At 68.9% G+C, this 24,785-nt stretch carries 18 protein-coding genes and 1 tRNA gene; 8 read left to right on the forward strand and 11 right to left on the reverse strand.

All coding sequences use genetic code 11. The features are described 5' to 3' along the window. Positions 1 to 8: 8 nt before the first annotated feature. From ABDJ85_RS16395 to ABDJ85_RS16425, 7 genes are read left to right on the forward strand one after another with little or no spacing between them, the layout of a single operon-like run. Positions 9 to 1,913, forward strand: coding sequence for a hypothetical protein (locus ABDJ85_RS16395; RefSeq protein ID WP_347705872.1), 1,905 nt, complete (start codon positions 9 to 11; stop codon positions 1,911 to 1,913). Beyond that, positions 1,903 to 5,073: a tetratricopeptide repeat protein gene (locus ABDJ85_RS16400; RefSeq protein WP_347705873.1), complete on the forward strand. Its 3,171-nt coding sequence runs from the start codon at positions 1,903 to 1,905 to the stop codon at positions 5,071 to 5,073. Before ABDJ85_RS16395 ends, ABDJ85_RS16400 begins: the two co-directional genes overlap by 11 nt. Then, positions 5,070 to 5,408 carry a hypothetical protein gene (locus ABDJ85_RS16405; protein WP_347705874.1) on the forward strand — a complete coding sequence of 113 codons (339 nt, stop codon included), beginning with the start codon at positions 5,070 to 5,072 and terminating at the stop codon, positions 5,406 to 5,408. Before ABDJ85_RS16400 ends, ABDJ85_RS16405 begins: the two co-directional genes overlap by 4 nt. Beyond that, positions 5,405 to 6,064, forward strand: a complete 660-nt coding sequence (locus ABDJ85_RS16410; protein WP_347705875.1) for a MotA/TolQ/ExbB proton channel family protein — start codon at positions 5,405 to 5,407, stop codon at positions 6,062 to 6,064. The genes ABDJ85_RS16405 and ABDJ85_RS16410 overlap by 4 nt, the downstream gene beginning before the upstream one ends. An 18-nt stretch (positions 6,065 to 6,082) precedes the next feature. Next, entirely contained in the window at positions 6,083 to 6,592 is a 510-nt protein-coding gene (locus ABDJ85_RS16415) for an ExbD/TolR family protein (protein WP_347705876.1), read from the forward strand. Further along, on the forward strand, positions 6,589 to 7,074 hold the full coding sequence (locus ABDJ85_RS16420) for an ExbD/TolR family protein (protein WP_347705877.1): 486 nt from the start codon (positions 6,589 to 6,591) through the stop codon (positions 7,072 to 7,074). The genes ABDJ85_RS16415 and ABDJ85_RS16420 overlap by 4 nt, the downstream gene beginning before the upstream one ends. A 2-nt stretch (positions 7,075 to 7,076) precedes the next feature. Further along, positions 7,077 to 8,165: an AgmX/PglI C-terminal domain-containing protein gene (locus ABDJ85_RS16425; protein WP_347705878.1), complete on the forward strand. Its 1,089-nt coding sequence runs from the start codon at positions 7,077 to 7,079 to the stop codon at positions 8,163 to 8,165. Positions 8,166 to 8,265: 100 nt separating this feature from the next. Here ABDJ85_RS16425 and ABDJ85_RS16430 read toward each other — a convergent pair whose 3' ends face one another. The 4 genes from ABDJ85_RS16430 to ABDJ85_RS16445 form a co-directional block, all read right to left on the reverse strand. Continuing rightward, a complete protein-coding gene (locus tag ABDJ85_RS16430) occupies positions 8,266 to 8,682 on the reverse strand; it encodes a hypothetical protein (RefSeq protein WP_347705879.1) in 417 nt (138 codons plus the stop codon). Positions 8,683 to 8,706: 24 nt separating this feature from the next. Next, the gene (locus ABDJ85_RS16435) at positions 8,707 to 9,021 is read right to left on the reverse strand and encodes a helix-turn-helix domain-containing protein (protein WP_347705880.1); all 315 of its coding nucleotides are present in this window, start codon (positions 9,019 to 9,021) and stop codon (positions 8,707 to 8,709) included. Positions 9,022 to 9,097: 76 nt separating this feature from the next. Beyond that, positions 9,098 to 9,172: transfer RNA gene (locus tag ABDJ85_RS16440), tRNA-Arg, on the reverse strand. A 93-nt stretch (positions 9,173 to 9,265) separates the two neighbouring features. Next, positions 9,266 to 10,306, reverse strand: coding sequence for an acyltransferase family protein (locus ABDJ85_RS16445; protein ID WP_347705881.1), 1,041 nt, complete (start codon positions 10,304 to 10,306; stop codon positions 9,266 to 9,268). A gap of 173 nt (positions 10,307 to 10,479) precedes the next feature. On the opposite strand from ABDJ85_RS16445, the gene ABDJ85_RS16450 reads away from it, so the two are divergent. Further along, the gene (locus ABDJ85_RS16450) at positions 10,480 to 11,331 is read left to right on the forward strand and encodes a PEP-CTERM sorting domain-containing protein (protein WP_347705882.1); all 852 of its coding nucleotides are present in this window, start codon (positions 10,480 to 10,482) and stop codon (positions 11,329 to 11,331) included. 120 nt (positions 11,332 to 11,451) lie between these two features. On the opposite strand, the gene galA is transcribed toward ABDJ85_RS16450, so the two are convergent. The 7 genes from galA to ABDJ85_RS16485 are packed head-to-tail and all read right to left on the reverse strand — an operon-like array spanning position 11,452 to position 24,766. Further along, positions 11,452 to 14,340, reverse strand: a complete 2,889-nt coding sequence (gene galA / locus ABDJ85_RS16455) for a beta-galactosidase GalA (protein ID WP_347705883.1) — start codon at positions 14,338 to 14,340, stop codon at positions 11,452 to 11,454. 7 nt (positions 14,341 to 14,347) lie between these two features. After that, the gene (locus ABDJ85_RS16460; RefSeq protein WP_347705884.1) at positions 14,348 to 18,208 is read right to left on the reverse strand and encodes a translocation/assembly module TamB domain-containing protein; all 3,861 of its coding nucleotides are present in this window, start codon (positions 18,206 to 18,208) and stop codon (positions 14,348 to 14,350) included. A 43-nt stretch (positions 18,209 to 18,251) separates the two neighbouring features. Further along, a complete protein-coding gene (locus tag ABDJ85_RS16465) occupies positions 18,252 to 20,063 on the reverse strand; it encodes an autotransporter assembly complex protein TamA (RefSeq protein WP_347705885.1) in 1,812 nt (603 codons plus the stop codon). A gap of 2 nt (positions 20,064 to 20,065) precedes the next feature. Then, the gene (locus ABDJ85_RS16470) at positions 20,066 to 21,247 is read right to left on the reverse strand and encodes a vWA domain-containing protein (RefSeq protein ID WP_347705886.1); all 1,182 of its coding nucleotides are present in this window, start codon (positions 21,245 to 21,247) and stop codon (positions 20,066 to 20,068) included. Positions 21,248 to 21,272: 25 nt separating this feature from the next. Then, positions 21,273 to 23,279 (reverse strand): S9 family peptidase, encoded by a 2,007-nt coding sequence (locus ABDJ85_RS16475; RefSeq protein WP_347705887.1) that lies wholly within the window; start codon positions 23,277 to 23,279, stop codon positions 21,273 to 21,275. Positions 23,280 to 23,309: 30 nt separating this feature from the next. After that, entirely contained in the window at positions 23,310 to 23,903 is a 594-nt protein-coding gene (locus ABDJ85_RS16480) for a GNAT family N-acetyltransferase (protein WP_347705888.1), read from the reverse strand. Next, on the reverse strand, positions 23,903 to 24,766 hold the full coding sequence (locus tag ABDJ85_RS16485; protein WP_347705889.1) for an AAA family ATPase: 864 nt from the start codon (positions 24,764 to 24,766) through the stop codon (positions 23,903 to 23,905). The genes ABDJ85_RS16480 and ABDJ85_RS16485 overlap by 1 nt, the downstream gene beginning before the upstream one ends. Between the last annotated feature and the right edge of the window lie 19 nt (positions 24,767 to 24,785).

Consider the following 24,785-nt stretch of genomic DNA (forward strand, 5'->3'; position numbering starts at 1 on the left):
GGCAGGGCGTGCGCCGGGCTATCACTCTCATCGCTGCGCTGGCCTGCTGGGCTGGCACGCCCTGGGCCGCCGAGGCGCCGCCGCCAAAGCTGGTGCAGGCGCCGCACTACGGCGACACGCTCTTCCACTTCTTCCAGGACCACTACTTCAGCGCCATCACCGGCCTGATGACCTCGCAGCACTTCAATCGCCTGAGCCCGCATGACGACGAGGCCGAGCTGCTGCGCGGAGGCATGCTGCTCTCTTACGGCCTGCACCGCGAGGCCGGCGAGGTGTTTGCAAAGCTGCTCGACGCAGGCGCCAAGGCGGCCGTGCAGGACCGGGCGCGTTTCTTCCTGGCCAAGATCCGCTACCAGCGCGGGCTGCTGCCCGAGGCGCTGGACGCCCTGGGCCGCATCGGCAAACAGTTGCCGCCTGCGCTGGAGGAAGAGCGCGCGCTGCTGCACGCCAATGTGCTGCTCGCCAGCCAGGACTACGCCGGCGCCGCGCAGCAGCTCAAGGCACTGAGTGCGCTCAAGACCACAACCACCGGCGCCAGCCTCTATGCGCGCTACAACCTCGGCGTGGCCCTGGTGCGCAGCGGCGACGTGGCCGGTGGCCGCGTCTGGCTCGATGAACTCGGCAAGGCCACCTCTCCAGCCTTGCCCGCCACCCCCGAGTACCGCGCGCTGCGCGACCAGGCCAACCTCGCGCTCGGCTTTGCCATGCTGCGCGACGAAAAGCCCGACGCAGCCTCTGGCTACCTGCAGCGCGTGCGCCTGGAGGGCCCGCAGTCCAGCAAGGCCCTGCTGGGCTATGGCTGGGCGCTGGCCGCCGCCAAGAAGCACCGCGAGGCCCTGGTGCCCTGGCAAGAACTGCTGCGCCGCGATGCGCGCGACGCCGCCGTGCTGGAGGCCCGGCTGGCCGTGCCGCTGTCCTACGTGGAGCTGGGCGCGCTGGGCCAGGCGCTCACGCGCTACCAGGAGGCCATCGCGCTCTACGGGCAGGAGAGCCGCTCGCTGGACGAATCCATCGCCGCCATCCGCGCCGGCCGCCTGATCGAGGGCCTGCTGGCCGCCAACCCTTCGGCCAGCCCGGGCGCCGAGATGAGCTGGTTCGACGCCATCCAGTCCCTGCCCGCCATGCCTCACGCCGGCCACTTGAGCGATGTGCTGGCCCAGCACGAGTTCCAGGAGGCCTTCAAGAACCTGCGCGACCTGCAGTTCCTGGCCGGCAACCTGCAGGCCTGGCAGGACAAGGTCGAGGTCTATGGCGACATGGTGGCCCACCGCCGCCAGGCCTATGCCCAGCGCCTGCCCCAGGTGCTGGCGCAGGCCAATGCCGCCGGCCTGGGCCAACTCCAAGCGCAGCGCGATGCCCTGGCCACTGAGCTGGACCGCGTGGAGCGCGAAGTGGACATCGAAGCCCTGGCCACGCCCGCGCAGCGCGCACTGCTGGAGCGCGTGCAGCGCGTCAACGCCAGCCTGAAGGCGCTGCTTGAAGAGCCCGGCCTGGACGCCGCTCGCCAACGCGCCCGCCTGGCCACCGGCCTGCTCACTTGGCAACTGGCCCAGGACCACGCCGACCGGCTGTGGTCCGCGCAAAAGGAGCTGCGCACCATTGACCGCGAACTGGCCGAGGCCCGCGACCGCGAGGCCGCGCTGGCCCGCGCACAGCAGCAGGAGCCCGCCCGCTTCGACGCCTTTGCCACCCGCACCCAGGCCGAGGCCGCCCGCATTGCCGCCCTGATCCCGCAGGTGGCCCGCCTCACCCAGCAGCAACAGCAGGCCGCGCAGGAGATCGCCATTGCCCAGCTCGTGAAGCAGAAGGAGCGCCTCGCGCTCTACAGCACCGAGGCCCACTTTGCGGTGGCGCAGCTGCATGACCGCGCAGCGCAAGCTGAGGGGAAGAAGGAGGGCGACCGTGCGAAGTAGCCCGCTGCTGATCGTCGTGGTCCTAGCCTTGAGCGCCTGCTCCAGCGTGCAGCGCTGGTTTGCCAGCGACCCACCGGAGCCGCCCACGCTCAAGACCCTGGCCGGCCGCAGCGCGACGGTCGAGAAGGACGCGGGCGTGCAGGCCACCGAGGAGCAGACCATCGCGGCCTACCGCAAGTTCCTCGACGCCGCACCCGCCACCAAGAAGGCCCCGCAGCGCGCCGAGGCCCTGCGCCGTCTGGGCGACCTGGAGATGGACCGCGCCGACAAGCAGTCCGCCACCAGCACGGCTGCCGTGTCCCCCACGGACCCCGACTACGCCACCGCCCTGGCCCGCTACCGCGACTACCTCAAGGCCTACCCCCAGGACCCCGGCAACGACCGCGTGCTCTACCAAATGGCTCGCGCCCACGAGCAAACCGGCAAGCTTGAAGCGGCCCTGAGCACGCTGGACCGCCTAGTCAGCCAGTACCCCAAGACCAGCTACCTCGACGAAGCCCAGTTCCGCCGCGGCGAGCTGCTGTTTGCGCTGCGCGACTACGCCAAGGCCGAGACGGCTTATGGCAGCCTGCTTGCCAGCAGCAACCCCTTCCAGGAGCGCGCCACCTACATGCAGGGCTGGTCGCGCTTCAAGCAGTCGCGGCTCGACGAAGCGCTGCAGTCCTTCTTCAAGGTGCTCGACCTCAAGGCCGAGCCGCTCGCCCGCACCGGCGAGCTGCAAAGCTTGAGTGGCCTCACGCGCGCCGAGCGCGAGCTGCTGGAGGACACCTTCCGCGTCACCAGCCTCAGCCTGGCCGCGCTGCAGGGCGCCGAGTCCATCACCGCCTACGTGAACCAGCCTGGCCGGAGCAGCTATGAGTTCCGCGTCTACGAGCAGCTCGGCGAGCTCTACCTGAAGCAGGAGCGCCTCAAGGACGCCGCCGACACCTTTGGCGCCTTTGCCCGCCGCCAGCCGCTGCATGCCCAGGCCCCGCTGCTGCAGGCCCGTGTCATCGACATCTACCAGGGCAATGGCTTTGCCAACCAGGCGCTGGAGGCCAAGAAGGCCTACGTCTCGCGCTATGGCCCCGAGGGCGAGTTCCGCCAGGCCAACCCCGAGGGCTGGGCGCAGGCGCAGCCCCTGGTCAAGACCCACCTCACCGAGCTGACCCGCCACCACCATGCGCTGGCGCAAAAGACCAAGGCCCCGGCCGACTATGCCGAGGCCGTGCGCTGGTACCGCCTCTACCTCGACGCGTTCTCGAAGGAGCCAGAAGCCGCCCAGCAGCACTTCCTGCTGGCCGAGCTGCTGTTTGAGGACAAGCGCTTTGCCGAGGCCGTGCCCGCCTACGAGCAAACCGCCTACGGCTACCCCGCGCACGCCCGCAGCAGCGACGCCGGCTACGCCGCCTTGCTGGCCTACACCCAGCTTGAGAAAACCACCCCTGCACCCGAGCTGCCCGCCTTGCGCAAAACGGCCGCCGCCAGCGCCCAGCGCTTTGCGAGCAGCTTCCCCGCCGATGCCCGCGCCAGCACGGTGCTCACGCACGCGGCCGAGCAGCTCTATGCGCTGGGCGAGGCCGGCCCCGCCACGGCCACCGCCCAGCAAGTGCTGGCCCTGAAGGCCGCGCCCGCCGAGCTGCGCGTGGCCTGGACGGTGCTGGCCCATGCCGCGTTTGAGCGCAACGACTTTGCCGCCGCCGAGCCCGCCTATGCCCAGGTGTTGGCGTTGACGCCCTCCAGCCCCGCCACTGACGGCGCCCGGCGCGATTTGGTCGAGCGCCTTGCCGCCTCGGTCTACAAGCAGGGCGAGCAGGCCCGCAGCAAAGGGCAATTGCGCGAGGCCGTCGGCCACTTCAGCCGCATCGCTGGCCTGGCGCCTGACTCGCCCGTGCGCGCTGCCGCGCAGTACGACGCGGCCGCCGCGCTCATCGCCCTCAAGGACTGGCCGCAGGCCGCCGCGGTGTTGGAGGACTTCCGCACCCGCTACCCCAAGCACGCGCTCCAGGCCGAGGTGGCGCCCAAGCTCGCGGTCGTCTACACCGAGAAGGGCAGCTGGGCTCAGGCTGCGAGCGAGATGGAACGCCTCTCGGCCGTGCAGACCGACGCCAGCCTCGCCCGCGCCGCGCTGTGGCAAGCGCTGCAGCTGCGCGAGAAGGCCAGCGCCGAGACCCCCGCCGCCCGCACTGCGTTGGCCCAAGCCTACGAGCGCTACCTCAAGGCCTACCCCCAGCCGCTGGAGCCCGCGCTGGAGGCCCGCTACCGCCTGGCCTTGCTGGCCCGGGCCGATGGCAACGCCGCGCGCGAGCTGGGCTTGATGCGCGAGGTCTTCCAGGCCGACCAGGCCGGGGCAGACGCTCGCACCCCACGCACCCGAACCCTCGGCGCGCTGGCCGCGCTCAGCCTGGCCCAGCCGGCGCTGGAGGCCTACCGCAAGGTCCAGCTCGTCGAGCCCCTGGCCCGCCAGCTCAAGGCCAAGAAGGCCAAGCTCGAAGACGCCCTCAAGGCCTACGCCGTAGCGGCCGACTACGGCGTGGCCGAGGTCGTCACCGCAGCGGCCTACCAGTCGGCCGCGCTCTACCAGGACTTCGGCCGCGCCATGCTCGCCTCACAGCGGCCCAAGGGCCTGAAGAAGCTGGAGCTGGAGCAGTACAACGTGATGCTCGAGGAGCAGGCCTTCCCCTTCGAGGAAAAGGCCACCGAGCTGCACGAGATCAACGCCCGCCGCACGGCGCAGGGCGTGTACGACGAGTGGGTGCAAAAGAGCTTTGTGGCACTGCGCGAGCTGCGCCCGGTGCGCTACGGCAAGCTGGAGGTGGCTGACGTTGCCGCCACAACACCACTCGCCATCGAGCCGCTGGAGCAAGCCGTGGCCAAGGCGCCCGGCCAGGCCCGCCTGCACCACCAGCTCGCCTTGGCCTACCGGCAGGCCGGCCAGTTCAGCAAGGCCCGCGCGGCCTACGAGCAGGCCCTGCAGCTGGACCCGCAACTGGCGCCGGCGGTGCTCAATCTCGGCATCCTCTTTGACCTCTACCTCGGCGACGGCGCCCGCGCGCTGGCCCAGTACGAGCGCTACCTCGCGCTCACGCCGCAGGGTGATGCGAGTGTGAGCAAGTGGATTGCCGACCTGAAGAACCGCAAGCCCGCGCCCGTGGCGGCGGCCACGAAGGAGAAGCCATGAAGCGCTGCGCCGCCTTCTTGCTCGTCGCCCTGGCCGGCGCTGCCATGGCCCAAGACCGCGCCGAGATCGACCAGACCAAGATCATCGGCAACCGCGAGCTGCCCAAGGTGCTCTACATCGTGCCCTGGAAGAAGCCCGCCCCCGGCCAGCTCTCGGGCAAGCCGGCGGCCAGCGTGCTGGACGAAGTGCTCGCGCCGGTGGACCGCGAGGTCTTCCGCCGCCAGGTGGCTTATCAAGCCCAGACACAAGCGCAGGCCCAGGCCCAGAGCAGTGCTGCCACCCCACCCACCCCCCAACCAACAACCGATCCCGAACCCCAGAGGAGAGCGCCATGAGCGTCGTCGATTTCGCCGTCAAATTTTTCCAGGACAGTGGCGTCGCCATCTACTTCAGCATCGCCATCATGGCCGTGGGCCTCGCCATTGCCATCGAGCGCTTTGTCTTCCTGCGCAAGGCGCGCAGCGACAACCGCCAGCTCTGGGCCAGCCTGCTGCCCGTGCTGCAGGGCGGGCGCTTCAAGGAGGTCCATCACATGGCCTCGGGCTCCGACGCCGCCATCGGCAAGATCGTCGTCAACGGCCTGGAGCGCATGCAAAGCCCCGGCCGCCGCGAAGACTTCGACGCCGCGATGGAGGAGGGCATGATGGAAATCGTCCCCCGCCTGGAGAAGCGCACCCACTACATCGCTACGTTGGCCAACGTGATCACCCTGGTGGGCCTGCTCGGCACCATCATCGGCCTGATCAAGGGCTTCACGGCCGTGGCCGCCGTCAACCCGGCCGAGAAGGCCGAGCTGCTCTCGGCCTCCATCTCCATCGCCATGAACAACACGGCCTTTGCGCTGTCGGTGGCGATCCCCTTCCTGCTCATCCACGCCTTTCTGCAAGCGCGCACGACCGAGATCGTCGATGGCTTAGAGGCCGCCAAGATCAGCTTCCTGAACGTGACCGGCCGCATCCGCGCCGAACAGCAGGCCGGGCACGCCCACTGAGCCGCCGGAGCGCAGACCATGCCCGTCCGCCGCCCCCGCAAGCCCGTCGCCCACCTGGAGGTGACGGCCTTCATCAACGTCATCGTGGTGTTGGTGCCTTTTCTGCTGTCCACCGCGGTGTTCTCGCACCTTGCGGTGATGGACCTGGCCCTGCCCGCCAAAAGCTCAGGCCCCGAGCAGATCAACACCGAGCAGCTGCTCAAGCTCGAGGTCGTGATGCGGCCCGACGCGCTGGAGGTGGGCGACCGCATTGGCGGCCTCATCGAGCGCATCCCGTCCACGCCCGAGGGCTATGACCTGGCCGCCTTGTCCACCCTGCTGCAACGCATCAAGGACAAATACCCCGACACCCGCTCGGCCAGCGTGCTCGCCCAGCCCGACACGCCCTACGACAGCCTCGTGCAGGTGATGGACGCGGTGCGGCAAGCCAAGCCACCGGCTGGGGCCGGCAAGCTGCCAGACATCGAGCTCTTCCCCGATGTCTCCATCGGTGATGCACCGGTCATCACGAAGAAGGGCCCCGCATGAAGCTCACGCCCCTCCAGAAGCGCGCCGCACGCCTGGCCCGCAACCACACCGGGCTGGACATGAACCTCGTCGCCCTGATCGACATCTTCACCATCCTGATCTTCTTCCTGATGTCCAGCACCGGCATCGAGACCCTGACCAATGCCCGCGCCGTCAAGCTGCCCAGCTCGGTGGCCGAGAAGGCGCCGCGCCAGACCCTGGTGGTGTCCGTGAGTGAGACCGACATCGTGGTCGAGGGCCACAAGGTGGCCGATGTGTCCGAGGTGCTACAACTGGACGGCGACCTCATCCCCGGACTCAAGCAAGAGCTTGATGTGCTGGCCGCGCGCCCCGTGCTCGGCGCCGACAAAGACAACAGCCGGCAGGCCGTGACCGTGATGGGTGACAAGCGCATCCCCTACCGCCTGCTGCGCAAGGTGATGGCCACGGCCGCGCAGGCCGGCTTTGTCGAAGTCGCCTTCGCGGTGCAGAGGAAGACGTGAGCATGAGTGCCCTCGCCATCACCTTCCGCCCCGACGTGCTCGCCTGGGCCGACGTGCCCGAGGACGACGCCCGCTACCGACGCGTCCTTAACACGGTGCTGGCTGCGGTGGCGCTGGTCTGCATCGCACTGCTGCTCAGCCCAAAGCCCGTGCTCGACCGCGCCCAGCCCCCCGAGCTGCCGGCCCGCCTGGCCAAGCTGCTGGTTGAAAAGGCGCAGACGCCACCTGTCAAACCCAAGCCCGAACCCACCCCACGCACCGAGGCTGAAAAGCCCAATGAGCCCAAGGCCCCCACCTTGCCCAAGGCCCCGCTCTTGAAAGGCGCCCCCGTCCCCGAGGCCCGCAACCCCGTGGCCGACCGCCCCCCCGGCGAAGTGGCCGCCGCCCGCCGCAAGGCCGCCGGCGTGGGCCTGCTGGCCATGAAGGACGAACTCGGTGCCCTGCACAGCGTCCCGGCAGCCGTGCAGCTGCGCCAGGACATCAAGCCCGGCGCCGGTGTGGGCACCGGCAGCGGCCCCGGCGTCGGCGCAGGCACGGACGCCGGCATCCCCGAACGCAACATGATCACCTCCAACGCCGCCGGCGGCAGCGGCGGCATCAACACCGCCGCCTACAGCCGCAACACCGGCGGCGGCGGCCTGGCCGGCCGCTCCACCACCTTGGTCGAAGGCGTCATCGGCGGCGGCGGTGGGGGGGGCTACGGCGGTGGCGGCCAAGGCGGCAAGGGCAACACCCTGGGCGGCGGCGGCAACGGCACCGCGAGCGCGGGCGGCACCGTGCAACGCGGCTCAAGCGGCAAAGCCTCCCGTTCGCTCGAAGACGTGCGCCTCGTCTTCGAGCGCAACAAAGGCTCCATCTACGCCATCTACAACCGCGCCCTGCGCGAAGACCCCGCGCTGCAAGGCAAGGTCGTCGTCGAACTCAAGATCGCCCCGTCCGGCGAAGTCACCGACTGCCGCATCGTCTCCACCGAACTCAAAACCCCCGAGCTGGAACGCAAGCTGCTCGCCCGCATCCAGCAGTTCGACTTCGGGGCCAAGCAGGTGGATGTGATGGTGGTGACGTATCCGCTGGACTTTTTGCCGTCGTGAGGGGCTTGCTTGACCGAGTGCCGGCGGACGCGACGGATCCCTTGGGGCTGGTTCGGCTCGAGCGACTGACTAAGCGCCTTTTATAGAAGTGCTGACCGCATCACTGATTGAGCAGGTCCTGTGCGGAGGTCGCATAGCGCTGAAAGAACTCCTCCAACGTGGCCGCCACCAAGGCCGGAGGAGAACCATCAAAACGATCCACGAACACGGAGCTATGGGTCTCGCTGACAGGCCTCAACCTGTATTCCCAACAGGAAATCAGATAGTCAGAGAACAGCACTCCAAACTCGGAAAAGCTCTGGGCCGCAATTTCTTCAAGCGTCCAAAGACGCCAGTACTCCTCGTCCATCGTCCGCATGCCGCCAAGCGTGCTGTAGAGCGAAACGACATCTGGCGTCGCGATTGAGCCTAAGTGTTCAAAGACCTTCGCGACCTCCCCTGGACGCTCCGGAGGCAATGGTTCCGCACCCTCTGCAACCCAGCGAGGAAGCAAACTGAACAGGGCGTGCTGGCTCATGGTTCGGTTACGCCGACGCCCGGGTCACGCCACGACCTCCAGCCCGCATTTCTGCACGAGATGCAGGAGCTTCAGCGCGGTGCCGGTCGGCTTCTTCTGACCGATCTCCCACTTCTGCACCGTGGACAGACTGGTGTTCAGCAGGCGGGCAAAGACGGCCTGGCTCACATGCGAGGACTCGCGGATGCGTTTGATCTGGGTAGGTGCCAGTGGCTCGACCGGTGGCGGGCACAGCTGGTCGAACTCGCGCAGCGTGACTTGCTCCATCACGCCCGCCTTGTGCAGCCCGTTGGCCGTGTCATGCACCGCCGCAAGGATGGGGGACTTAGTCTTGCGCATCGAAATCTACCTTGCGCTCGCGCTCTTGGCGGTCCGAGACCAGATCCTTGGCAGGGCGGCAGCGGCTGGTTCCGGCTGGTCCCGCCGACAGGAATCGAACCTGTATTTGCCGCTTAGGAGGCGGCCGTTCTATCCATTGAACTACGGCGAGCGAGGGGGCGGATTCTAGGTGCCGGCTGCTGGCTTGCTGGCCGCCGGATGGGAGCAAGACCAGCGACCTGGCCGATCCGGCAAGTCGCGCGCGTCAACGCGAGCCCGCGAGCAGCCGCATCAGGCGCGGCGAGAGTTTGTGGAGTGCGGCATGCGACAGCAGCAGCGCGACGATGACGATCACGGGTGCCAGCAGGTAGACGGCCAGCGGCGCGCTGATGACGGAGGGCAGCAGCTTCTTGACGATGGTGAGCAGCGGCTCGTGCGCGGCGAATATGAAGAAGCTGGCGGTGGCGAAGCGGAGCAGGAAGGCGCGGGCCTTGCCGGACGGTGAGCCCAGGCCCGTCAGCCACAGCGCGACCGGCACGCCCAGGGCGATCTCGAGCTTGCGGAGGGCCAAGCCGTAGGGCTGGCCGAGGTAGGCGGGCGTGGCCAGAAGCAGCAGCAGGTAGGGCCACAGGAGGAAGCGGGTGCGGCCGTCCAGGCTGAACAGGCTCAGCCCGCGCGCGCGGCAGAACAGCCCGACCGAAAAGAACAGCGCCGCCTCTGGCGCAGGGATGGGGTAGGGCTTGGCCGTGAGCAGCCACAGGCTTGCCATCAGCGCCAGCGTGACCTTGGGTGCTGCCTTGACCGCCAGCAGGAGCAGCGGGGAGACGATGACCATCACGATCAGGTCGCGGATGAACCAGAACTGGTGGGCGATGGGGAGTGCGGAAACTCCGAGCAAGGCGTTCCCGTAGTCCATAGGCCCGAAGTTGGCGATGACGGTGCTGCCCGAGAAGTAGCGCGCCGTGGCTGGGTGGGCCTGGGAGGCAGCGAAGAGGCCGAGGCTGAGGGCGTTCCAGAGCACCATGGGCAGCAACAGCGTCCGGGCGCGCGCCTTGAGCTTCTCCAGGTAGGTCGCGCCCGACCAAGCGCCGTGCCCGTACAGGAAGAAGCCGGCCATGAGAAAGAAGATCGGCACAGCCAGCCGGGCGACGCCATCGGACAGCAGCAGTTGCGCGAGCGTCTTGGCGTCGATGGTGTAGGCGCCTGAGCCGGGTGGCGGCAGCGTGGACGCGTGGATGAAGACCACGCCCGCGATGAGCGGCAGCCGAAGCATGCGCAGGCGGTCGGACTGGGCCCGGTCGATCATGGGTGATGGCTGTCTTGCAGGCAGACCCATCGGCATGAGCCCGCTCGGGAGGAGATGGCGTTCAAGGCGCCGCCTTCACTTCGAAGCCTCACGATGGCCTGCTGGAGGCTCGGCGAGATGATGGTGACCTGGGCAGGGCCGGGGTCGCGGGTGGCTTGCACGATGAGTTGGGCGTGGCCGTTGAAAGCCCTGCGTTGCCAGGGGGCTGCTGGGATGGTGATGCGCAGTTGGGTCCGGCGGGCGGCGTCGGCGGTGGCGTGCATGCCGACGGCGGCGAGGTCAGCTCAGCTGTCGAACAGCTTTACAGAGAGCGTGACCGGAAAGTGAAACTTCTTCTAAGTGACTGTCATCAAGGAGATTTCATCGCTGGTATGAAGTTTGCTCAAGTTGGGCGCACGCCTGAATATAGGCTTGTCTCAAGTGCAAATCATCGAACAACCATTAGCAAAAGGCTTGACATGAAACTCAAAGGTCTTGCGGCAGCAGTCGCGGCAGTCGTCACCATGGCGGCGCCGGCTGTTTCGAACGCAGCGGTCATCAACACCAGCCCGATCCCCACAAGCGTCATCGTTGTCGGCGACAACGGTATGGAGTTTGTCTACGGTGCTGTCACCAGCCCCAACGCCCCGTGCTGCAGTGTTCAAGTGACCTTGACGCAGGGCTTCCGTCTGCCCACCGCCGAAGAATTGGTTGCAGGCTTTGGCACGCTGAATTCGCTGCTCGCGGACTTCAATCTGCTCGACGACGACGACAGCAACAATCGCGTGGCCTTCCAGTACTTCAACAACTTCGATGTCGCGCCTTCGGGCAACGTCGGTGATGTTCGCGCTGGGTACATCAACAATCTGAACTTGGGCGCGGGCTTCTACGACTACGCCGGCTCCGCTTTCCGTACTGACGACAACGCGGATTTCTTCTTCGTCCGCGAAGCTCAACAAACGGGCCGTGACGTTCCTGAGCCTGTGACCCTGGCACTTGTCGGCCTGGGTTTGGTTGGCGTTGGCGTCTCGCGCAAGAAGCGCTGATCTCGGTTCACAGATGCGCAAAGCCCCTAGCGATTGCTAGGGGCTTTTTTCTTTCTGCGAGCAGTGCATTGCTCCTGAAATGCGCCGAGCGAGGGGCTTGTCTCTTGGAAGCGGCACTGCTCAGGGCGCCGCTTTTACTTCGAGCCTCACGATGGCCGGCTGGAGGCCGGGCGAGGTGATGGTGACCTGGGCGGGGCCGGGGTCGGCCGTAGCTTGGACGATGAGTTGGGCGTGGCCGTTGAAAGCCTTGCGTTGCCAGGGTGCGGCCGGGGTGGTGATGCGCAGTTGGGCCCAGCGGGCGCCGTCTTGGGCGGCGTCGGCGGTGGCGCGCATGCCGGCGGGGGGCGAGGCGAGGTGCCAGACCAGCTCGTTGCTGTCTTGCAGGGTGCTGGGGTCGAGCCTCAGCACCTGCAGGCCGTCCGCCGCAGGCTGGGGCGTGACGGGGCGGCCGTTGAGCAGCAGTTGCTGGCCGGGGGCGATGGTGGCGACGAAGAGTTCGGCCAGCTCGCCGGGCGCGAGCACGGGCATGGCGAAGTGGGTGCGGATGGCGGCGTAGGGCGCGGGGGCGGGGCGTTCATGGTCAGGCACCCACTGGAAGGGGTCGCGCCAGGCGCGCGGGTCGGCGTGGCGGGTGGGGTCTGCCAGGGCTTCAGCTCGGGTTTCGTCGCGGATGGACCAGGGGCCAAAGCCGTTGAAGCGGTAGCGCTCGGCCGGCTTGTCGGCCTCGTGCGAGCCGGGGTGGCCGTTGCCCATGCCGAGCAGGCGCAGCGGGCCGCTGGCCTGGAACTGCAGCAGGTTGTCGGCGCCGGGCACGAGGCGGCCTTGGGCGTCGTGCACGGTCAGCTCCAGCACGGCGACGTCCTGGCCATCGGCGCTCAAGCTCTGGCGGGTGGTGGTCACGGCGATGGCGGCCGGGGCGCCCGCGGTGGCCACGGTCTGGGTGGCGGTGAGCTTGCCGCCTTGGTAGCCCCGCGCCACCAGCTCGCCAGGGGCGTAGGGCACGGTCCATTGGCCGTGCGTGTAGCGGGCGATGGCCTTGCGGCCGAGGGACTGGCCGTTGAGCAGCAGCTCGACCTCGTCGGTGTTGGTGTAGACGCGCACGTCGATGGGCTGGCCCTCGCGGCCGGGCCAGGTCCAGTGCGGCAGCACGTGGACCATTGAAGCTTGCGTCCAGGCGGCGCGCAGGTAGTGGCCGCTGTCCTTGAAGACGCCGGTGGTGTCGAGCATGCCGAACTGCGAGGAGATGGCCGGCCAGCCGTAGGGCGCGGTCTCGCCTCGGTAGTCGAAGCCTGTCCAGTAGAAGGCGCCGGCGATGAAGGGACGCTCGATGTTGTAGCGCCAGGTCTGCTCGACGGACGCGGTGCTGGCGCCGCCCGAGGGCTGGTCGTAGGCGGAGGAGAACACGCGCGCCGGGTCGGCGGCGTAGATGCCGCGCGTGGCGTGGGTCAGGCCTTCTTCGGTGACGACGACGGGGCGCTGGGGGAAGCGCTTGTGCATGGCGTCGATGTCGTGCTGGGCCTTGTAGTTGAAGCCGAGGATCTCGCTGCCGACATAGGTGCCCTCGGGCTGGCCGGAGCTGGACGCAGCCAGGGTGAGGCCGCGCGTGGGGTCGAGCCGGCGGACGATGGTTTGCATCTCGCGGGCGAGGCGGGTGCCGAGTTCGTTGTTCTCGATGGCCCACTCTTCATTGCCCACCGACCACAGGATGACGGACGGGTGGTTGCGGTCACGCCGCACCATGCGCTCCAGCTCGTGCCGCAGCTCAGGCGTGGTGCCCATCACGCGGTGCTCGTCGATGACGAGCAGGCCGAGGCGGTCGCAGGCGTCCAGCAGCTCGGGCGTGGCGGGGTGGTGGGCCGAGCGGATGGCGTTGACGCCCATGGTCTTAAGGCGCTGCAGCCGCCATTCGATGAGCGAGTCGGGCAGGGCCACACCCACACCCGCGTGGTCCTGGTGGTTGTTGGTGCCTTGCAGCTTGAGGTGCTGGCCGTTGAGGAAGAAGCCCTGGTCGGCATCGAAGCGGATGCTGCGGATGCCGAAGGGCGTGGTGTAGCGATCCACGACCTCGCTGCCCTGGCGCACTTCGGTGACGAGGGTGTAGAGCTGGGGCGTGGCCAGCGACCACAGCTGCGGGGCTTTCAGTTCAATGCGGCTGTTGGCCTCGGACTGGCTGGCGGCGGCGAGCGTGGCGGCGGGCAGGGTCTGACGGGCGACGCGGCGGCCTGCGGGGTCGAGCACCTCGTGGACGAGGGTGTAGCGCGTGGGGGTCTTGCCGTCGTTGACGACGGTGGTGGCTATGGTCAGCCGTGCGCTGGTGGCTTGGTTGCCCTGCAGGCCTGAAATGTCAGCCCGCACAAAGCTGCCCCAGTGCCCGACGTGCAGCGGCGCGGTCTTGCTGAGCCAGACGTGGCGGTAGATGCCGGCGCCTTCGTACCACCAGCCTTCCATGCCGGTAGCGTCCACGCGCACGGCGACGACGTTCTTCTGGCCGTAGTGCAGGTAGTCGGTGATGTCGTAGCGGACGCTGGCGTAGCCGCTGTGCTCGCGGCCGATGTAGTGGCCGTTGACCCAGACGACGCTGTCGCGGAACACGCCGTCCAGCTCCAGCGCGATGCGCCGGCCTTGGTCGGCGGCGGGGATGTCGATCTCGCGCCGGTACCAGCCGACGCTGTTCTCGGGGAAGGGCCGGCCTATGGCCTTGGAGCCGTGGTTGGTGTCGCCCCGAGAGTCAAACGGCAGCTCCACGGCCCAGTCGTGCGGCAGGTGAAGGCGGCGCCAGGTGCGGTCGTCAAAGTCGCGCGCAGCCGGGCCATCCCCATAGCCGGCCTTGGCAAAGAAGAAGGGCCGCAGGCTGTGCTTGAAGTCCTGCCCGGCGTCCACCGCATGGCCGTAGGCAAAGCGCCAGTGGTCGTCGATGCGCACGCGCTCGCGCGGGGCGGCGTGCAGGCTGAGGGCGGCGGCGGCGAGCCAGGCGGCGGCCAGGAAGCGCAAGAAGAAGAGCTTGGTCATGGTGGGGTCAGTTCCAGCGCCACTGCCAGATCAGGTCCAGCGCGTTGTCGTCGCCGCTTTGAGCGCGCAAGGTGAAGCGCTGGGCGATGCGATAGATGAGCTGCCAGGAGCCGGTGGTGGCGTTGAGGCTGCGCTCGTAGCCGACGTACCAGCGCTGCGAGAGCTGGCGGCCGAGGCGGACGATGGTGGTGCGGGTGTCGTCGTCGGCGCGGGCGACGGAGAGTTCGTCCAGGCCGAGGCTGCGCAGCGAGCGGCCGGAACCGCCTTCGCCGGCCAGCAGGGCCACGGCGGCACGTTGCAGCAGGGCGGCGTCGGTGCGGCCCAGGCCGTCGGGGCCACGGCCGAGCAGCAGCCAGGAGAGCTTGTCGGTTTCGGACAGCTCGGGCTCGGAGAACAGTGCCACGCGAGGCGCCAGTGCGGTGCCCGTGACGCGCACGCCGACACGGGTGTCGGTGTTGGGGCGGGTGGCGATGACGTCGAGCGCCGGGTTGTCGTAGGCGCCGGTGAAGACGAGTTCACCTTGCTCGATGTCGAGCCGCTGGCCGTAGGCGAGGTACTGGCCGCCGTGGGTTTGGATCTTGCCGGTCAGCTGCAGTTTCTGGTCGCGCTGGCCGAGGTGCAGCTTGCCGCGCAGCTGGGTCTCCAGGCCACGGCCGAGCACGTGGAAGGCGTCGCCAAGATCGACGTCGAGATCGACCTGGGTGGTGCGCGCAGGGGCGCGGCGCGTGGCACGCTCAGCGCTGACCGCAGGGCCGCGCTGCACGACGACGTCGTCTGCCAGGGACGGTGCATCGGCGCGGCTGAAGTCAAAGCGGCCTTCGTCGGCACGAAGCAGGCCCTTGAGCTGCAAGGTCTCGGGCGTGAGGCTGAGCTGGGCCTTGCCGCTGGCCACCAGGCGCTGGTCGGCGCGGCCCAGGATCTGCAGCCTGTCGGCCTGGAACTGCAATCGCGCGGCGGGCTTGGCGCCAAGTTCTGCGTCGCCCGTGGCGGTGATCACGCCTGGGCCGGCATGGGCCTCGAACTGTTCGAGCCGGGCCTTGTCTCCGTCGAGCTTGAGGAGGATGCGGCCATCGCCCACGTCCACGCCTTGCAGCGCGTGGCGCACCGAGAGGCCGTCGCCCTCGACCTGGCCCTTCCAGAGCGGTGCGCCGAGGCGGCCGCTGAGCCGCGCCAGGCCGTTGATGCGCCCACCGAGGCGCCAACCGGCGGGCAGCCAGCTGCCCCAGCGAGAGAGGTGGTCCACCTGGGCTTGCAGCACGCCGTCGAGCGCGCTGTTGGCATCGGGCCAGGGGCCAGGGCCGGCCAGGCTTTGGGTGGCAACAAAGTTGCCCAGCTGCTGGCCGGCCACGCCTTGCGCAAAGCGCCAGACGCCGTCGTGATGGCTGGCTGCGAGTCGCAGATCCGAGAGGCCGAGTGGCATGGGGCCGGCGTCGTCTTGCACGCGCAGGTCGCCGCCGAGACGTTCGATCAGCAGGTCGCCATCGAGCCGGCCGGCGCGCCATTGCCAGCGCGCGGTGCCGCCCACGCGCAGGTCGCCCGTCCAGCCAAAGTCGGGCTGCCAGCGGGCCAGCAGGGGGGCCACATCAAAGGGCAGCAAGCGTAGGTCGAGCAGGGCTTCAGAGCCCGTGTCCTTTGGCTGCCAGCGCAGGGTCTGCCAGGCGATGCGCGCGCCGGCGATGTCGGCCTGGGCGGAGGCGAAGTCCAGGCCTTGGGCTGAGGCTTGAAGGCCAAGGTCCTGGGCCTCCAGCAGCGGCGGCAGGCCGGGGCGCAGCGGTGCCAGCTGCACGCGGGCCAGGCGGCCGCGCCATTGCAGGCGCTGCAGGTCAGGCAGACCTTCCAGCCCGCCTTGCGCGTCGGCTTGCAGGGCGAGGGTGTCGCCCGGGCGGCCGGGCAGGGGCGAGGAACCACCGGCCTTGAGCTGCAGCCGGTGTGCGGCCCAGTTGCCGTCGAGCTGGGCTTGCAGCTCGTTCAACTGCAGGCCGGGCAGGCTGATGCCGCTGGCCTTGAGGTCGAGCGCGAGCGGGCCTGAGCTGTCGAGGGCGGGGAGTTGCCAGCGCGCTTGCAACTGGTTCAGACGGCCTTGCTCGCCCCAGCGCAGTTGGCTGGCTTCGCCTTGGCCGTCAGCGACCAGGCGCCAGCCTTGGCTGGGGTGGCTGAGCGTGAACGTGGTGTCGAGCTTGAGCTGGCCGGCGAGGTGGGCCAGGGCAGGGTGCAGCGCCTTCAGCGTGTTCAGTTCGGCCAGTTGCGGGGCCTGCAGGCGCAGGCGGCCTTCAAAGCTCTCTAGGCGGCCTTGGCCCTGGGCATTGAGGTCGGCACTGCCCAGCTTGAGCTGCAGTTGCAGGCCCCAGGGGTTGGTGGGCGCGCCGCGCTCCAATGCGGCTTGGCCGCTGAGGGGCAGCTCGGCCACCTTGCTGTCTTGCAGGCTGAGCTGGACGGCGGTGCGGGCCGTGCTGTGTTGCCCTTCAAACTGCCCGTTCAGCCGCATGGCGGGCAGGCTGCCGCGCCACAGGCGCGAGGGGTCGAAATCAGCCAAGCGGCCGGTCAGGGTGGAGCTGCCAGCCGGGTCGTGCTGGCCGCTCAGGGTGGCGCGGCCGCCGGCGGCGAGGATCTCGCCCTCGTCCAGCCGCCAGCGTTCGCCCTCGTGCGTGAGCAGGGCGCGCAGGCGCAGGGGTGCTGGCGTGCGTTGGCCTTGCAGGTCAAAGCGCAGCTTGAGGGGTTGGCCACCGCCGCCGCTGAGGTCCACCGGCCCATCGAGCCGGCCGGCCACCAGGCGGGCGTCGAGCCGTTCGGGCTGCAGGTCGTCCAGCTGGGCTTGCAGCTGCCAGCGCCCATCGGGCGAGACCTGGCCCCGGCCGGTGATGCGGGCATCGCCGCCGAGGCGGGCTTGCAGGGCGTCGATGCGCAGCTCCTTCAGCGCGTCGGGCATGAAGCTGGCATCCAGCACCAGCTCGCGCACGGGCAGGCGGCCCAGGTCCCAGCGGCCGACGTGGGGGTTGGTGAGGCGCAGGTGCAGGTGCTGGCGGGTGGTGTTGGCCTCGGGGGTGAGCCGGGCCTCGCCCTCCAGCGCGGTGTGCGGCGCAGCGCTGTGCAGGGCGGCGAGGTCGAGCGCGTGGGTCTCGAGCGTGAAGGCGCCCAGGGGCCAGGGGGCAAAGGGCCGCACCAGGCCTTGGAAGGCGAGCGATTGGCCTTCAGCCTCCAAGCGGCCCTTGGTTTGCAGCGCGGCCAGCGGGCCTTGGGCCAGCAGCTCGCCGCGCCAGGCGGGCAGGTCGGTGCCGGCATCGGCGGGCCGGTTTTCCGGGCTGCTGACGCGCAGGGCCAGGCGCGTCTGCATGGGCGCGCTGCCGTCCACGCTGAGTTCGCCCGCGAGTTGCAGCTGCTGCCAGCGCAAGCGCTGCAGGGTGAAGGCGTGGTGTTCTCCCAGGGAGCCGGCGGCGCGCAGGTCTTGCAGCTGCACGCCGGCCAGGTCGAGCGAGGCGATCTCGATGGCTGCGACCTCGACGGCCACCGGCGAGCGCCAGGCCTGCAGCGGGGCGCTGTTGCTAGGCGTGGGGCTGGGGCGGAACAGCAGCTGCTGCAGGCTGAGGCGGTCGAGCTTGAGGCCGCCAGCCTCCCAGCGCAGGCCGCGCCAGGCCAGGCCACGCAGCTCGATCTGCTCGCCGGTGCTGAGCTTCAGCTGCAGGTGATCGGCCTCGAAGTCACCCAGCAAGGGGCCACGCACGCCCTCGGCCTGCACGCCGGGCAACTGCTGTAGCAGCAGGAGTGAGCCGCGCGAGGTGGCGAGCAGGCCGAAGCCGGTGGCCAGCAGGAGTAGGGCTGTGAGACCCAGGCCGAGCAGGGCCCAGAGTAGGGTGCGAGCGGGCCGGTTCATAGCGCGATGCCCACACTTGTCAGCGAAGCTGCAGCGTCTAGCTTCATAGCGCAATGCCTACGCTGAAATGCAGCCGCCAGCGCCCCGTCTGTTCAGCACGCGCGAGGTCCACCTTCAGCGGCCCCACGGGGCTGCGCCAGCGCAGGCCGGCACCCCAGCCGATCTGGGGCCGGTAGCTGCCCCAGGAGGTGGCGGCCTGGCCTGCGTCGATGAAGACGGCACCCATCAGCTGCGGCATGGCAAGGTTGATGGGCCGGGCGGCTTCCACGCTGGCGGTGGCCATCACGCGGCCGCCCACCACGGCGGGGCTGCCGTTGACGATGGCCTGGGGCCCGAGGCTGTGGAAGGCGTAGCCGCGCACCGAGTCGTCACCACCGGCGCGCCACAGCAGCTTCTCGGGCAAGGCCACCTGACCGGCGCCCAGCACCTGGGCGGCTTCAACGCGGGCCGAGCCAAACCAATGCGCGCCCAGCGGCCTGAAGACGCCGAGCTTGAACTGCGCCCGAGCAAAGCCCGCACTGCCGCCATCGTCTCGCGCCATGCCCGCGCCCACCAGCAGCAGGCCGTGGTGGCCGTCGAGCGGCAGCAGCACGTTGTCCAGCCGGCGCTGGATCCATTGCCGGTTGAGCGACACAGCGGCGCGCCGGTCGATGCTGCCGGTGCGCTCCTCGCGAGAGCGCAGCAGCTCGGCATAGGTGAGCTGCTCGTCGTCGGTGGTGTCGCGCAGCCAGCCAAGGCGCAGGCCGAGGCTGGTGCTGATCTGGTCGCCCGAGCGGTCCTGCTCGTACTGCATGGAGGCGAGGCGGCGGGTGAAGTCTTCTTGCGGGTGGGAGCTGAGCTCGAACTCGGCGGTGCGCAGCTCGCGCCCCAGCTCCAGCTTGCTGCGGGCGCGCAGCGGCAGGCCCAGGGGCTGGCGGTTGAGGTACTCCAGCCCCACGCGCTGCCCGGCGTTGGCGTGGTAGCCGACCGAGGTGGTGGCCTGCTGCTGCGGCGCCTCGCGCAGGCTCACCAAAACCGGGTAGAGCCCATCGGGGCTGGCTTCGTCCAGCAACAGCTGCACGCGTGCGGCATCGAAGAGCTGGGTCTTGACCAGGCGCTCCTGGAAGTCGAGCAGGCGAGACTCCAGGTAGCGGTCGCCGCTCTGGAAGCCGGCCAGGCGCTGGACCACGCTCTCGCTGTGACGCTCCAGCCCCTCGATGCGCAAGCTGCCCAGCCGCGCGCGCACGCCGGGCTGCAGGCGCAGGCTGAGCTGGGCACGGGCAGCCTCGGGGTCCACGTCGGCGCGGGTCTCATCCCAACGCGCCAGCGGGAAGCCGCCCGCGCGCAGGCGCTGCAGGGTGGCGCTCTTGGCGGCGGCCCAGGCGGTCTGGGTGAAGGCGTCGCCCTCGGGCAGGGACCAGGCTTGGCGGGCCATTTGCAGCACGGCTTGCTGGTCGGCTTCAGGCAAGGCGGTGTCAGCGGCCAGGTCGAGCTGCAGGCTGCCTACGCGGGTGAGGGCGCCGGGCTCGACGATGAGGCGCAGGTCGCCAGGGTGCTCGTCGGTCTGCTCGACGCGGGCGGTGGCGTTGAAGTAGCCCTCGGTCTCCAGCAGGGCGCGGGCTTCGGCCGGTGTGGCGCGCACCAGGCGCTGCAGCTCGGCGGCCCCCAGGGGCACGCTGCTGGCGCGGAAGCGGGCGAGGTCGAGGTGGGTGTCGAGCAGCTCGCGCAGCGCGCTGGGGCTGACCTCAATGCTGAGGCGGTATTCGGCCGCCGCTGCGGGCGTGGTGGCGGAAGGCGCCACCGGCGGGGGTCGCGAGGTGGCGCAGCCAGCCAGCAGCAGGATCCAGAGAGCAGCACTGGCTGCTCGTGCAGACAAGGTCATTTGGAGAGCAGGCGCATCGCGCTCTCCAGGCCGCTCAGCGTGAGCGGGAACATGCGCTGGCGCACGATCTGCTGGACGAGGGAGATGCTTTGTCGGTACTGCCAGACGCCCTGGGGTTCAGGGTTGATCCAGGCGTGGTGCGGGAAGGCGTTGACGAGGCGCTGCAGCCAGTCGGCGCCGGGCTCCTCGTTGTTGGTTTCAACGCTGCCACCGGGCTGCAGGATCTCGTAGGGGCTCATGGTGGCGTCGCCCACGAAGATCAGCTTGTAGTCGCGGTTGAACTTGTGGATCAGGTCCCAGGTGGAGAGCTTCTCGGCGTAGCGGCGGCGGTTGTTCTTCCACACGTAGTCATAGACGCAGTTGTGGAAGTAATAGAACTCCAGGTGCTTGAACTCGGCCTTGACGGCGGAGAACAGCTCCTCGACGCGGTGGATGTGCTCGTCCATGGTGCCGCCCACGTCCATCAGCAGCAGCACCTTGACCTTGTTGTGGCGCTCCGGCTGCATGCGGATGTCGAGCAGGCCGGCGTTGGCGGCGGTGCCGTGGATGGTGCCGTCGAGGTCCAGCTCCAGCTCGGAGCCCTCCCGCGCAAAGCGGCGCAGGCGGCGCAGCGCGACCTTGATGTTGCGGGTGCCGAGCTCGACGCCGTCGTCATAGTCGCGGTAGGCGCGTTGCTCCCAGACCTTGACGGCGCTCTTGCTGCCTCCCTTGCCACCGATGCGAATGCCCTGCGGGTTGAACCCGCCGTTGCCGAAGGGGCTGGTGCCGCCGGTGCCTATCCACTTGCTGCCGCCTTCGTGGCGTTCTTGCTGTTCTTCGAGCCGTTGTTTCAGCGTCTCCATCAGCTCGTCCCAGCCCATCTTCTCGATGGCAGCTTTTTGCTCTGGCGTGAGTTCGAGATCGAGCGTCTTCTTGAGCCAGTCGAGCGGCACCTCGGTCTTGAAGTCGGTCAGCATCTCGACGCCTTTGAAGTAGGCGGCAAAGGCGCGGTCGAACTTGTCGAACTGGGTTTCGTCCTTGACCAGGCAGGCGCGGGCCAGGTGATAGAAGTCGTCGATGGAGGCCCAGCCCTCGGCCCCGATCACCTTGGCCTGCAGGGCTTCGAGCAGGGTCAGGTACTCGGGCACCGTCACCTTGAGCTGGGCGGCGCGCAGGGTGTAGAAAAACTGGGTGAGCATGGCGGGGCCGATTTTCCCAGGGCCGTCAGCGGCTGCGAGCCTTGGCCTTGGGGGCGTGCAAGGCCAGCCAGTCAAACACCTCGCGGTACCAGAGGCGGCTGTTGCGCGGCTTCAGGATCCAGTGGTTCTCATCGGGGAACCACACCAGCCGCGCCGGCACGCCCAGGCTTTTGAGCGTGTTGTAGTAGGCCAGGCCCTGGGCGTCGGGCACGCGGTAGTCCTGCGCGCCATGGCTGACGAGAGTGGGCGTGCGCGCGCCGGCGATGTGGGCGGCAGGGCTCTGGCGGGCGACCTGGGCCGGGTCGTCAAAGTAGCGGGCGCCCAGCTCCATGTGGTGCCAGCTGTAGGCGTCGTCGGCATACATGGCCTGCCAGTCGAAGCAGCCGGCGTGGCAGACATAGGCGCGGTAGCGGCCAGGTGCGACGTGGGCGTTCATCCAGGCCACCATATAGCCGCCATAGCTGCCGCCGGCGGCGCTGATGCGCTTGGCATCGACCCAGCGCTGCTGCAGCAGCCAGGTGGTGACGGCTTCGATGTCCTGCAGCTCCAGCTCGCCCCAGCGGTGGGTGATGCTGTCGAGGAAGGCATGGCCGAAGCTGGAGGAGCCGTGGTAGTTGACGCAGGCGACCACATAGCCTTGCTGGGCAAAGACCTGGTGGTTCCAGCGCCAGTGCCAGCTGTCGCCAAAGCAGGTGTGCGGGCCGCCGTGGATGAGGTGCAGCACCGGGTACTTGCGGCGCGGGTCAAAGCCCGGCGGCAGGATGAGCCAGGTTTGCACGGGCTCGCCCTGAGCGCCTTCTATCCAATGCTCCTCGGCCTCGCCAAAGCGGTGGCGTGCGAGCCTCTCGTCGTTGAAGTGCTCGATGCGCAGCGGGCCTTGGTCCGTCAGCACCGAGAGGCGAGGGGGGTGGTGCAGGCTGTCGTGCTGGACCACGCAGGTGGTGCCCTGCAGGTCAAACGCGCCCACATGGCCGCCACGGCACAGGCAGTCCACCTCGCCGCTGGGCAGGTGCATCTGCCAGAGGTGGCGGCGCCCTTGGTCTTCGGCAGCAAAGACGATGGCGTCGTCCTCGGTCGTCCAGCGCAGCGGGGCGGCGATGTCGCGGTCCCAGTCGGCGCTGCACAGTGCCCAGTGGCCGCGCTGGTCGAGCACGCCGAGCTGGTTGGGCGCCGTGTGACGGGCGCCTTGGTGGCTGGCCAGGAAGGCCAGGTAGCGCCCGCTGTGGCTGTAGCGGGGGGCGTCGAAATGCCAGTCGGCGTCCTGCAGCAGCACGCGGTGCTGGCGGTTGCGCACCTCGATCTCGGCCAGCGCAAAGCGGTTCTCGCAAGACGGCTCTGGTGCGGGGTCGAAGGCGAAGACGATGCGTTTGCCGTCGGGCGCGATGTCGTAGGCCTGGGCGCTGTGGTCCATGCGGCCGAGTTCAAGCTTGGTCCCCTCGAAGAGGTCGCGCACGCGGCCGGTTGCGGTGTCGAGCACGTGCAGATGCAGCGCGCGGCCTTGGGGCAGGTTTTGGTCCCACCAGCGGTAGAGCGTGTGGTCGGTGACGTAGGCGCTTTCCTTGCGCGCGCGCTCGGCCTGCATGCGTGCGGCTTGCGCGGCGTGCTTCAGCTCGGGCCAGACCCAGGCGGCAAAGGCAATGTGCCGACCATCAGGGAACCACTTGAAGGACTCGATGCCGGTGGGAAGCTCGGCGGCACGGCGGGCCTCGCCGCCGTCGGGGGCGATCAGGTAGAGCTGGGGATCGGCATCCGGCTTGCCGTCGCTGTGGCGCTTGGCGATGAAGGCGATCAGGTCGCCACGCGGGCTCCAGTGCGGCGTGTGGTCCTTGTCGCCGGCTTCGGTCAGGCGGCGCGGGCGGCCGCCGAGCGTGGAGAGCAGGTGGAGGCTGCTGCGGCTGCGGTTGTCCTCCATCGAAGGCTGGCTGACGCAGACCACCGCTTGGCCGCCATCGGGCGAGAGGCTGGGCTCGCCGACGCGGGCCAGGGACCAGAGGGCATCGGCATCGAAATCAAGGTGCGGGCGAGACGGCATGGGGGAGCCCGAGGGCGAAGCGGTCAGGGGTCAGCGCGGCCGGCTCAGCTGCCACTGCAGGTGGGCCTTGATCTCGGGCCACTCGCCGGCGGTGATGCTGTACATAACGGTGTCACGCACGGTGCCATCACGCCGCAGCGTGTGGTGGCGCAGCACGCCGTCGCGCTTGGCGCCGAGGCGCTCAATCGCGCGCTGCGAGGCGAGGTTGAAGTTGTCGGTGCGGAAGCCAACGACCTCGGCGTCCAGGGTCTCGAAAGCGTGAGTGAGCAGCAGCAGCTTGGCGGTGGTGTTGACGGCGCTGCGCTGCACGCGGCGGGCGTACCAGGTCCAGCCGATCTCCAGCCGGTCAATCACCGGGACGATGTCGTGATAGCTGGTGCAGCCCAGCACCTTGCCGGTATGGGCGTCCAGCACGGCAAAGGGCAGGCGGTGGCCTTCAGCCAGGCCTTGCAGGGCTTTCTCGACATAGGCCTGGGTCTCGGCCGGCTTGGGGACGCTGGTGAAGCGCAGGTTCCAGAGCTCGCCATCGGCCGCCGCGCTTTGCAGGCCATCCACGTGGGCCAGCGACAGGGGCACGAGCCGGAGGTGCTCCGACTCCAGCGTCACGGGTTGCACGTCCAGCATCAGCGGTTGGCCCTTTGCATGAACACGAGTTTTTCAAAGAGGCTCAGGTCCTGCTCGTTCTTGAGCAAGGCGCCCACCAGGGGCGGCACGCTGACCTTGCCGTCCTCGCTGCCGAGCGATGCAGCGGCGATGTCCTCGGCCAGCAGCAGGCGGATCCAGTCCACCAGCTCCGAGGTGCTGGGCTTCTTCTTGAGGCCGGGCAGGGCGCGCACGTCGTAGAAGCTCTTGAGCGCAGCGGCCAGCAGCTCGCCTTTGAGGTCGGGGAAGTGGACCTTGACGATGCGCGTCATGGTCTCGGCGTCGGGGAAGCGGATGTAGTGAAAGAAGCAGCGGCGCAGGAAGGCGTCGGGCAGTTCTTTCTCGTTGTTCGAGGTGATGACGACCAGCGGCTGGTGGCGCGCCTTGATGAGTTGCCGCGTCTCGTAGACGTAGAACTCCATGCGGTCGATCTCGCGCAGCAGGTCGTTCGGGAACTCGATGTCGGCCTTGTCGATCTCGTCGATCAGCAGGACCACGGGCACCTCGCTGTCAAAGGCCTGCCAGAGCACACCTTTGACGATGTAGTTATCGATGTGGCGCACGCGCTCACTGCCTTCGATGCCCGCCACATTGGCCATTTGCGAGTCCCGCAGCCGGCTGACGGCGTCGTACTCGTAGAGGCCCTGCTGTGCCTTGGTGGTGCTCTTGATATGCCACTGCATCAGCGGCATGCCGAGCGCCTTGGCAACCTCCTCGGCCAGCAGCGTCTTGCCGGTGCCGGGTTCGCCCTTGATGAGCAGCGGCCTTTGCAAGGTGGCGGCTGCATTGACGGCCAGCATCAGGTCTGGCGTTGCAACGTAGTGGTCGGAACCCTGGAATTTCATGGGTACGGCAAGCCCTCGG

Source organism: Roseateles paludis (genome assembly GCF_039872745.1).
Taxonomy (GTDB): Bacteria; Pseudomonadota; Gammaproteobacteria; order Burkholderiales; family Burkholderiaceae_C; genus Pelomonas; species Pelomonas paludis.

What these genes read in the sequence shown, in the direction of transcription:
- ABDJ85_RS16435 (WP_347705880.1), bottom strand. Translation starts at nt 9,021, where the DNA reads ATGCGCAAGACTAAGTCCCCCATCCTTGCGGCGGTGCATGACACGGCC.
- ABDJ85_RS16405 (WP_347705874.1), top strand. Translation starts at nt 5,070, where the DNA reads ATGAAGCGCTGCGCCGCCTTCTTGCTCGTCGCCCTGGCCGGCGCTGCC.
- ABDJ85_RS16410 (WP_347705875.1), top strand. Translation starts at nt 5,405, where the DNA reads ATGAGCGTCGTCGATTTCGCCGTCAAATTTTTCCAGGACAGTGGCGTC.
- galA (WP_347705883.1), bottom strand. Translation starts at nt 14,340, where the DNA reads ATGACCAAGCTCTTCTTCTTGCGCTTCCTGGCCGCCGCCTGGCTCGCC.
- ABDJ85_RS16430 (WP_347705879.1), bottom strand. Translation starts at nt 8,682, where the DNA reads ATGAGCCAGCACGCCCTGTTCAGTTTGCTTCCTCGCTGGGTTGCAGAG.
- ABDJ85_RS16460 (WP_347705884.1), bottom strand. Translation starts at nt 18,208, where the DNA reads ATGAACCGGCCCGCTCGCACCCTACTCTGGGCCCTGCTCGGCCTGGGT.
- ABDJ85_RS16475 (WP_347705887.1), bottom strand. Translation starts at nt 23,279, where the DNA reads ATGCCGTCTCGCCCGCACCTTGATTTCGATGCCGATGCCCTCTGGTCC.
- ABDJ85_RS16485 (WP_347705889.1), bottom strand. Translation starts at nt 24,766, where the DNA reads ATGAAATTCCAGGGTTCCGACCACTACGTTGCAACGCCAGACCTGATG.
- ABDJ85_RS16425 (WP_347705878.1), top strand. Translation starts at nt 7,077, where the DNA reads ATGAGTGCCCTCGCCATCACCTTCCGCCCCGACGTGCTCGCCTGGGCC.
- ABDJ85_RS16445 (WP_347705881.1), bottom strand. Translation starts at nt 10,306, where the DNA reads ATGATCGACCGGGCCCAGTCCGACCGCCTGCGCATGCTTCGGCTGCCG.
- ABDJ85_RS16415 (WP_347705876.1), top strand. Translation starts at nt 6,083, where the DNA reads ATGCCCGTCCGCCGCCCCCGCAAGCCCGTCGCCCACCTGGAGGTGACG.
- ABDJ85_RS16420 (WP_347705877.1), top strand. Translation starts at nt 6,589, where the DNA reads ATGAAGCTCACGCCCCTCCAGAAGCGCGCCGCACGCCTGGCCCGCAAC.
- ABDJ85_RS16470 (WP_347705886.1), bottom strand. Translation starts at nt 21,247, where the DNA reads ATGCTCACCCAGTTTTTCTACACCCTGCGCGCCGCCCAGCTCAAGGTG.
- ABDJ85_RS16480 (WP_347705888.1), bottom strand. Translation starts at nt 23,903, where the DNA reads ATGCTGGACGTGCAACCCGTGACGCTGGAGTCGGAGCACCTCCGGCTC.